The organism is Tardiphaga sp. 285_C5_N1_2 (assembly GCF_052076065.1).
In the GTDB taxonomy this organism is placed as follows: Bacteria; Pseudomonadota; Alphaproteobacteria; order Rhizobiales; family Xanthobacteraceae; genus Tardiphaga; species Tardiphaga robiniae.
The window spans coordinates 4,663,600-4,672,675 of sequence record NZ_CP197241.1 but is presented as its reverse complement, the minus strand read 5'-3'; the positions used below and the strand labels follow the sequence as shown (position 1 = coordinate 4,672,675).

General features: G+C 61.6%; 10 protein-coding genes. 6 read left to right on the top strand and 4 right to left on the bottom strand.

Annotated elements, in window-relative coordinates; translation table 11 throughout:
* The first annotated feature begins 24 nt into the window (after window positions 1-24).
* From AB7951_RS22085 to AB7951_RS22075, 3 genes are all read left to right on the top strand, one after another.
* Entirely contained in the window at window positions 25-504 is a 480-nt protein-coding gene (locus tag AB7951_RS22085; protein WP_439062336.1) for a molybdenum cofactor biosynthesis protein MoaE, read from the top strand.
* A complete protein-coding gene (prmB, locus tag AB7951_RS22080) occupies window positions 504-1,541 on the top strand; it encodes a 50S ribosomal protein L3 N(5)-glutamine methyltransferase (protein WP_439062337.1) in 1,038 nt (345 codons plus the stop codon). Before AB7951_RS22085 ends, prmB begins: the two co-directional genes overlap by 1 nt.
* 145 nt (window positions 1,542-1,686) lie before the next feature.
* Window positions 1,687-3,084, top strand: coding sequence for an MATE family efflux transporter (locus AB7951_RS22075; protein WP_439062711.1), 1,398 nt, complete (start codon window positions 1,687-1,689; stop codon window positions 3,082-3,084).
* A 60-nt stretch (window positions 3,085-3,144) separates the two neighbouring features.
* Here the strand turns inward: AB7951_RS22075 and AB7951_RS22070 are convergent, their stop codons facing one another.
* Complete coding sequence (locus AB7951_RS22070; RefSeq protein ID WP_439062338.1) at window positions 3,145-4,257, bottom strand: branched-chain amino acid aminotransferase; 1,113 nt, start codon at window positions 4,255-4,257, stop codon at window positions 3,145-3,147.
* 237 nt (window positions 4,258-4,494) lie between these two features.
* Here AB7951_RS22070 and AB7951_RS22065 point away from each other — a divergent pair, with 237 nt between their 5' ends.
* The 3 genes from AB7951_RS22065 to AB7951_RS22055 are packed head-to-tail and all read left to right on the top strand — an operon-like array spanning window position 4,495 to window position 7,190.
* Complete coding sequence (locus AB7951_RS22065) at window positions 4,495-5,061, top strand: MarR family winged helix-turn-helix transcriptional regulator (RefSeq protein WP_089261815.1); 567 nt, start codon at window positions 4,495-4,497, stop codon at window positions 5,059-5,061.
* A complete protein-coding gene (locus AB7951_RS22060) occupies window positions 5,058-5,783 on the top strand; it encodes a response regulator (RefSeq protein WP_089261813.1) in 726 nt (241 codons plus the stop codon). The genes AB7951_RS22065 and AB7951_RS22060 overlap by 4 nt, the downstream gene beginning before the upstream one ends.
* Before the next feature lie 18 nt (window positions 5,784-5,801).
* On the top strand, window positions 5,802-7,190 hold the full coding sequence (locus AB7951_RS22055; protein WP_089261811.1) for an ATP-binding protein: 1,389 nt from the start codon (window positions 5,802-5,804) through the stop codon (window positions 7,188-7,190).
* Here AB7951_RS22055 and proC read toward each other — a convergent pair whose 3' ends face one another.
* The 3 genes from proC to AB7951_RS22040 form a co-directional block, all read right to left on the bottom strand.
* Complete coding sequence (gene proC, locus AB7951_RS22050) at window positions 7,191-8,024, bottom strand: pyrroline-5-carboxylate reductase (protein WP_439062339.1); 834 nt, start codon at window positions 8,022-8,024, stop codon at window positions 7,191-7,193.
* A gap of 70 nt (window positions 8,025-8,094) precedes the next feature.
* On the bottom strand, window positions 8,095-8,526 hold the full coding sequence (locus AB7951_RS22045) for a GNAT family N-acetyltransferase (RefSeq protein ID WP_439062340.1): 432 nt from the start codon (window positions 8,524-8,526) through the stop codon (window positions 8,095-8,097).
* Complete coding sequence (locus AB7951_RS22040; protein WP_089261805.1) at window positions 8,523-9,023, bottom strand: YbjN domain-containing protein; 501 nt, start codon at window positions 9,021-9,023, stop codon at window positions 8,523-8,525. Before AB7951_RS22040 ends, AB7951_RS22045 begins: the two co-directional genes overlap by 4 nt.
* Window positions 9,024-9,076: the final 53 nt, after the last annotated feature.

Below are 9,076 nucleotides of genomic sequence, written 5' to 3'. Positions count from 1 at the left end.
TTTACCAACGACTGCGTTGATCTCATGACCTCCAACGTGACCATCCGCATTCAGGATGCCGATTTCGACGTCTCCAGCGAGATCGCCGCGCTGACGGCGAGCCGGACCGATATCGGCGCGGTGGTCACATTCAGCGGCATCTGCCGCGGCCAAGAAAACTTAAGTGGCAGCGGCGACGCGACAACGGCGCTGACGCTGGAGCACTATCCCGGCATGGCCGAGGCAGAGATTGCGCGTCATGCTGATGAGGCGATGAACCGCTGGCCGCTGACCGGATTGACGATCGTTCACCGCGTCGGCCGCATCCTGCCCGGCGAGAATATCATGGTGGTGCTGACCGCGTCGGCGCACCGCCAGGCGGCGTTTCAGGCCGCCGAGTTTCTGATGGATTACCTCAAGGCGCATGCTCCGTTCTGGAAGCGCGAGGAAACCGCCGGCGGCAGCAGCTGGATTGCTGCGAAGACCGACGATGACGACGCCGCGGCGCGCTGGGATAAAAACTGATGGCAAAGAAGACTGTGAAGACAACCGCGAAGAAGGTGGTCAAGAAATCTGCGAGCAAGGCTTCTGCAAAGGCAAAGACCTCCGTGAAGAAGATTGCGACTGCGACCCTGCCGAAGGTTGGTGCGGGCGAGCTTGCGACATTGCTCGACTATGTGCGCTACGCCACCAGCCGTTTCATCGAGGCCCGGCTCTCTTTTGCGCACGGCACCACCGATCCCGTGGCCGAAGCCGCCTTCATCGTCTGCGAAGTCCTGCATTTTCATCCCGACCAGTTCGAGAATTTCGCCATGGCGCGGGTAACTGCGGCTGAAGGCAAGCAGATCCTCGACATCATTCATCGCCGTGTGACGACGCGCAAACCGGCGGCCTATCTGCTCAACAAGATCTATATGCGCGGCCTGCCGTTCTATGTGGACGAGCGCACTATCGTGCCGCGGTCTTTCATCGGCGAATTGCTGGATTCGCATTTCAGCGGTGATGACGGCGAAGGCGGATCGCTGATTGACGATCCCATGGAGATTGAAAGCGTGCTGGATCTTTGCACAGGTTCTGGCTGCATTGCGATCCTGGCCAGCCAGTCGTTCCCCAATGCGCAGGTTGACGCCGTCGATCTATCCCCCGCGGCACTCGCCGTCGCCATGCGCAACGTCATCGATTACGGGCTCGATGAGCGGCTGACGCTCTACAAGGGCGATCTGTTCGAACCGCTCGGAGATACCCGCTACGATCTCATCATCACCAATCCGCCTTATGTCGATGCACAGGGCATGGCGGATTTGCCGGATGAATGCCTGGCCGAACCGGCGATGGCATTCGATGGCGGCGATGACGGGCTCGACATCGTCAGGAAGATCATTGAACAGGCTGGCGATCACCTGAACCCGCATGGCGGTTTGTTGTGTGAAATCGGTCGCGGCCGCGCCAATGTCGATGAAGCCTTTCCCGATCTGCCGCTGATCTGGCTGGACACTGAAGACTCCGAAGGCGAGGTGTTCTGGGTGTCCGCTGCTGCGCTGCAAGGTCGCGACGCCGGCTAGTCCGGCATCTGGCCAAATACGCCCGTAGCGTTTATCACGGCATCTTCACGCGCATTTTGATGTGTGAATGTCCGACATCGTTGTCGGACGGATTTTGACGCGACATCTCTCACCGTTGCGTCGTTCAAATCGACTGAAGGATGTCATGCTGCTGGCTGTCGATCAGAAAGCGCCAACGCGCAATCTGTGGCTCGCTGAATTGCGGGCGACGCTGGCGCTTGGCTGGCCGCTGGTGCTGACCAATCTTGCGCAGATCGCACTCACCACAACTGACGTGATCATACTCGGCCGTGTGAGTGCGGAGGCTCTGGCCGCGTCGGCGCTGGGTGTGAATGTCTATTTCGCGATTCTGATCTTCGCCATCGGCCTCGTTACTGCGACATCGCCGATGATGGCGGAAGCGATCGGTCGCAAGTTGCATGCGGTGCGAGATGTCCGGCGAACATTCCGGCAGGGTTTGTGGACGGCGCTGATCGTCTCAGTGCCGGCATGGATCGTTCTCTGGCATGCTGAGGCGATCTTGTTGCTGTTCGGTCAGGAGGCGCAGGCCGCTGCCGACGCCCAGAGCTTCGTGCACATGTTGCAGTGGGGCTTCCTGCCTGCGCTGGGCTTCATCGTGCTGCGCTCATTCGTTGCCGCCGTGCAACGCCCACTCTGGGCACTGCTGGTGACGGGCGTCACCATTCTGTTCAATGCTGCTGCCAACTGGGTGCTGGTGTTCGGCCATCTCGGATTTCCGGAGATGGGTCTGCGCGGTTCCGGCCTTGCGACCACGCTGTCGAACATCTTTCTGTTCGCAGTCTTTGCGCTCGTCGTCGCATGGCATCCGAAGTTTCGGCGTTATCATTTGTTCGGCAACTGGTGGCGCGCCGATTGGCCACGCCTCGCGAAGCTATGGCGCATCGGTCTGCCGATCGGCGCGACGCTTGCATTCGAAATTACCGTCTTCAATGCGGCGGTGTTCCTGATGGGGCAGTTCGGAACGGCCGCCATCGCGGCGCATGCGATTGCAATCCAGATCGCATCGATCTCCTTCATGGTGCCAATGGGACTGAGCCAGGCGGCAACTGTCCGCGTTGGATTGGCCAAAGGCGCCGTGGATCGCGATGGCATCACGCGAGCAGGATGGACTGCATTCGGGCTTGCGGTGTCATTCATGGCGTCGATGAGCATGCTGTTGCTGGCTGCGCCGCGTGTCCTGATTGGCGCCTTCATCGATCTGAGCAATCCCGCCAATGCCGTCGTCATCGATACGGCAATGTCGTTTCTGTTTTGCGCGGCGGTGTTCCAGATTGCGGATGGCGCGCAGTCGGTGGCTGCAGGGATGCTGCGCGGATTGCAGGATACGCGCGTACCGATGATCTTTGCCGCATTGGGCTATTGGGGCTTCGGCATGGGTCTCAGCCTGCTGTTCGCATTCAAGCTGGGCTTCGGCGGCGTCGGCATCTGGATCGGGCTGGCAGCGGGTCTCGCGGTCGTTGCACCGGTCATGCTCTGGCGTTGGACTCGGCGCGAGCAACTCGGGCTCGTACCGGCGACTTAACAAACAAAAATGCCGCAGCCTCGAAAGGCTGCGGCATTTGTCGCCTTGAAGCGCCTGCGCTTACAGAACCTTGCGGATCCAGTTGTGCTGGTCTGGCGCGCGGCCGTACTGAATGTCGACCAACTGTTTGCGCAGTCCCATCGCAACGGGGCCTGCGGCGCCGCCATTGATGGTAAAATCACCGCTCGCAGAGCGCACCTGGCCGATCGGCGAGATGACCGCCGCCGTGCCGCAGGCAAAAGCCTCCTTCAGCTTGCCGCTGGCAGCGTCGGCACGCCATTGGTCGAGCGTATAGGGTTCTTCGCGCACCTGCGTGCCCTTATCCTTCGCCAATGCGATGATCGAATCGCGGGTGATGCCTGGCAGAATCGTGCCGAGCGGCGGTGTCAGCAGCGAACCGTCCTCGAACACGAAGAAAATGTTCATGCCGCCAAGTTCTTCGATGTAACGGCGCTCGACCGCATCGAGGAACACGACCTGATCGCAGCCGTGACTGATGGCCTCGGCCTGCGCACGGAGGCTTGCGGCGTAGTTGCCGCCGCATTTGACGGCGCCGGTGCCGCCGATCGCGGCGCGTGTGTAGTTCTCCGACACCCAGATCGACACCGGGGCGGGTCCGCCCTTGAAATAGGAGCCAACCGGCGAGGCGATGACAGCGAAAATGTATTCCGCGGACGGCTTCACGCCGAGGAAGATCTCGCTCGCAACCATGAAGGGGCGCAGGTAGAGGCTGCCTTCGCCTGATGGAATCCAGGCGCGGTCGATGCGCACGAGTTGCTCGATCGCATCGATAAACACGGGCTCGGGCAGCGGGGCCATGGCCATACGATCGGCAGAATTTCGGAAGCGCCTTGCATTGGCATCGGGGCGGAACAGATTCACGCCGCCGTCTTCACGCACATAGGCCTTGAGCCCTTCGAAAATCTCCTGGGCGTAATGCAGGACGGCTGCTGCGGGATCGAGCGGGAAATTCGCGCGGGATTCGATGCGCGCGCCATGCCAGCCGTCCTTCTGGTTGTAGCGGACCAGAGCCATGTGGTCGGTGAAAACCCGGCCGAAGCCCGGATCCTTGAGTTTTGCTGCGCGGTCCCCCTCGGACACCGCGTTCGCCGCGGGCTGAATGTCGAATTTCAGCAAAGCTGCGCCATCGATTTTATCAAACGAAACTCCCATGGACCTCACTCCTGCTTACGGCGCAGCTCCTGGGGGCGGCAGCGTCGATGTTGTTCTACGTCAAGCGGACCCACGGCAAAAGCGTTTCCGGCCCCAGTGGATGACCCAGGACAGGCTTTAGCGCCATGCCGAAGTCCGGTATGGTTCTCAGATCGGCCCTATTGGACCATGCGGCGAGAGTTCTAATGTTTCGTCGCGATGGTCAGTTTTGTAAGATTGAACCCAAGATATGTCAATATGGTTGACGTAAATTCCAAGGACGCGGCGTCACGATCGCTTGAGACGATCCAGCGGCAATCCAGCGGCGATCCTGCGAAACCGCCCCGCTGGGACATCATCGAGCTGTTGTTCTTTGCCTATCGCGACTTTGTGGGCGATCCCGACGATGTGCTCGATCAGTTCGGTTTCGGGCGCGCCCATCACCGGGTTGTACACTTTGTGCATCGCTATCCCGGCCTGAAGGTTGCCGATCTGCTCGATGTTTTGCGTATTACGAAGCAGTCGCTGGGCCGTGTCCTCAAGCAATTGCTCGATGAAGGGTATATCGTTCAGAAATCCGGCGAGGCCGATCGGCGGCAACGGCTTCTTTTCGCCACGGCCAAGGGTGAAGCTCTCGTTGCGCAGCTCGCGGGTTTGCAAACCGATCGCATCAACCGCGCGCTCAAGGATTTTACGCCGGTCGAAATTGAAGCGATCGGCAGGTTTCTCTCGGCGATGATCGACCGCAATGATCCCGACAAGGTGCTGCAGGTCATCTTGGGCCAGGCATCCGCCAAAACTGACGGCAGGACAAACAAGACATGATGTTAGCTCAGGCCGCCAAACGAATGCCGGTGCCATTGGCGGACGATGCGCCGCATCTGCTGCTGGTCGATGACGACCGCCGTATTCGCGATCTCCTCTCGCGCTTTCTCTCCGGCGAGGGCTACCGCGTCACCACGGCGCCGAGCGCCAAGGAAGCGCGCGCCAAGCTGCTCGGTCTGCATTTCGATCTCCTGATCCTCGATGTGATGATGCCAGGCGAGACCGGCTTCGAGCTCGCGCGTTTCATTCGCACATCCTCAGCCGTGCCGATCATCATGCTGACCGCGCGGCACGAGGCGGAAAGCCGGATCGAGGGATTGCAGATCGGCGCCGACGACTATGTTGCCAAGCCGTTCGAGCCGCGCGAACTGGTGCTGCGCATCGCAAATATTCTCAAGCGTAGTGCGCCGGTGCCTGTCGAGCGCGCGGAGTCTCTGCAGTTCGGGCCTTATGTGTATCACCTCGCGCGCGGCGAACTACGCCAGGGCGACGAGATCATCCATCTCACCGACCGCGAGCGTGACATGCTGCGCGTGCTGGCAGCAGCGCCCGGCGAGACCGTGCCGCGCGGTGAACTCACCGGCGGCGGTGGCACCGTGAATGAGCGTGCGGTGGACGTGCAGATCAATCGTCTGCGTCGCAAGATCGAGACCGATCCGGCCAATCCGCTCTTCCTGCAGGCCGTGCGTGGCATCGGCTATCGCCTCGTCGCGTCGCCATAGTTCGATGAAGTTTGCACGATGACCACACTCGACACCGGCATCACCATCCTCCGCTCTGCGGCGGGCCGCGTCTCTGCGGCGCACAGTCTGATGGGCCGGCGCTTCAAGAGCGTGATGCCCACGGGGCTCTATGCCCGCACGCTGCTGATCATGATCGTGCCGATGGTGCTGCTGCAGTCGGTGGTCGCCTTCGTGTTCATGGAGCGGCACTGGAACACGGTGACGCGGCGCCTGTCGCAGGCCGTGGTGCAGGACATCGCGACGCTGATCGACGTCTACAAGGTCTATCCCCAGGACAAGGACCGCACGCAGATCAAGGCCATCGCCCAGCAGCGCCTTGGCCTCGTGGTGGATTTTCTGCCGCTCGGCGACATGCCACCGCCCGGTCCAAAGCCGTTCTTCTCGCTGCTCGATCAGGCGCTGTCGGTCCAGATCGGCCGGCAGATCACGCGGCCGTTCTGGATCGATACCGTTGGTCGCTCCAATCTCGTGGAAATCCGCATCCAGCTCGATGATGCTGTGATGCGTATCTTCGCCCAGCGCAGCGCGGCCTATGCATCGAATTCGGAAATCTTCCTGTTCTGGATGGTGGGGACGTCTTCGATCCTGCTGATCGTCGCGATCCTGTTCCTGCGTAACCAGATCCGCCCGATCCTCAAACTCGCTGACGCCGCCGAAAGTTTCGGCAAAGGCCGCGAAGCGCCGAATTTTCGGCCGCGCGGCGCACGCGAGGTCCGTCGTGCCGCCAATGCCTTTATCGAGATGAAGGCGCGTATCGAACGCGCGATGGAGCAGCGCACGGCCATGCTGGCCGGCGTGTCGCACGATCTGCGCACCATCCTGACGCGCTTCAAGCTCGAACTGGCGCTGATCGAGGACGGTCCGGAAGTCGATGGCATGCGCAAGGATATCGACGAGATGTCCGGCATGCTGGAGGCCTATCTCGCTTTTGCACGCGGCGACAGCGGCGAGCAGGCGCAGCCGACAGACATGGCGGCTGCGCTGGAAGAATTGCGCAGCGATGCCGAGCGCAACGGACACAAGGCGACGGTCACGTTCCACGGCCTGCCGATCGTCACGGTGAAGCCAGCCGCGTTCAAGCGTTGCCTCGGCAATCTCGTCTCCAACGCCGCGCGCCACGCCAACGATATCGCCATCACTGGGCACCGCGATCATCGCTATCTCACGGTCACGGTGGACGACGACGGCCCCGGTATTCCCGCCGATATGCGTGAAGAAGTATTCAAGCCGTTCCTGCGGCTCGACGATGCGCGCAATCAGGACGAAGGGGGCACAGGCCTCGGCCTCGCTATCGCCCGTGATATCGCGCGCTCCCATGGCGGCGATATCACGCTGGCCGAGAGTCCGATGGGCGGATTGAGGGCGGTGGTGCGGGTGCCCGTCTAGTTACTTCGCCAGTTCCTTCGACCGCGCGGTTGCCGCAGCAATCGCGCGAGTCAGCAGCGGCTCGAAGCCGTCATCGGCCATCAACACGGCGAGCGCCGCTGCAGTGGTCCCGCCGGGCGAGGTGACATTCTTGCGCAGCGTTGCCGCGTCGAGATCGGACTGGCGCAGCAATTCGCCTGAGCCGGATACGGTTTCACGTGCAAGTTTCATCGCGAGTTCAGGCGGAAGACCTGCAGCGATGCCGGCGCGGGCCATTTCTTCGGCCAGTAGGAACACATAGGCAGGCCCCGAGCCGGAGACGGCCGTCACAGCATCGATCAGGCTTTCGTCATCGACCCATTCGACCGATCCGGTGGCGCGCAGCAGTGCGTCGGTCAGATCGCGCTGTGCTGGTGAGACATCACTGGCGGGGACGGCGACGGTGATGCCGCGGCCGATCGCGGCCGGCGTATTCGGCATCGCGCGAACCACGTTGCCGCCGCAGGCCTTGGCGATGCCGGCGATGGTGGTGCCGGCCATGATCGAGACCACGAGGGATGATCCGGCAATCGCGCGCAGGGTCGGCCCGACCTCGGCGAACATCTGCGGCTTCACGGCGAGGACCAGTGCAGCGACAGCGCCGATGTCCTTCACGTCCGGATTGAGACGGACGCCCTTGGCCGCGAGCGCCTTGATCTCGTCGGAGACATACGGATCGATCACGATGGCGCGTTTGGGGTCGAGCCCGCCAGCGATCCAGCCCGTCAACATCGCGCCGCCCATCTTGCCGGCGCCGGCCAGCACGATGTGGCCGTCGATGGTGTTGAGCGCGCGTGAGGTCGTGGTGGAGGTCATCGCAAAATCCCGGCTGTCAGAACGGCCGGGACCATAACATTGCGGGGCGGGCTGCACAGCCTGAACCCGTCTAGATGAGATTCTTTTTCAGAAAGTAGCGCGGGCCGCCGCGCGGATAGTCCGGGATTTCGCCGAACACTTCATAGCCCTGCTTCTCGTAGAAGCTGCGGGCCTGAAACCAGTAGGTATCGAGCCACAGACCGATGCAGCCGCGTTCCCGCGCGATCTCTTCGGCCTTGGCGAGAACTTTCGAGCCGATGTCCTGGCCGCGAAACTGCTCGGGCACGACGAACAGCTCGACGAAACACCAGTTGAACGCTGTCTTGCCCCAGATGCCGCCGATCGGCTCACCGGTCACAGGATCGTGGATCAGGATCGAGAGCGGCTGGTGATTGTTGGGGCCAACGGTCTTGGTATTGTAGGCCAGCAACGCATTTGCGACCACCAGCCGTTCGGCCTCGCCGGGCGCATCCGGCAAGGTGATGACCGGCGCGTCGGTCATGCTTCGCCGGCAGTGTCGAACATCGCAGCAGACATCGCTTCGGCTGCGGTCTTGCCGGCCCACACCACGAACTGCAATGCCGGATAGTAGCGCTCGCAGGAATGGATCGCCGAGACCAGCATCGCTTCGCACTGCGCGGTCGTTGCGGTGAGGCCGTCGGGCAGCACCAGTGCCTGCCGGTACATCACCATGCCTGAGTGAGTCCAGATATCGAAATGACCGACCCACATCTGTTCGTTGATCGCGGCGATCAGGCGCTGCACTTCCGCGCGGCGAGCGGGTGGAATCTTCATGTCGAAGGCGCAAGCCAGATGCAGGGCCTCGATCTCGTTCATCCAGGTGAAGGAGAGCTGGTAATCGATCCAGTCACCTTTGGAAACAATTGTGACTTCGTCTTCGCCGGAGCGCTCGAAGGCCCAGTTATGATCGGCGGCAATATCCTCGACAACGGCGAGCGGGTTGAGCCGTGAATCGATAGTACCTTCGAGAAGTGACATGCCGTCGCGACCTTGCTCTTGAAATGTGATGATGCAAACAGCTGGCCGGTACG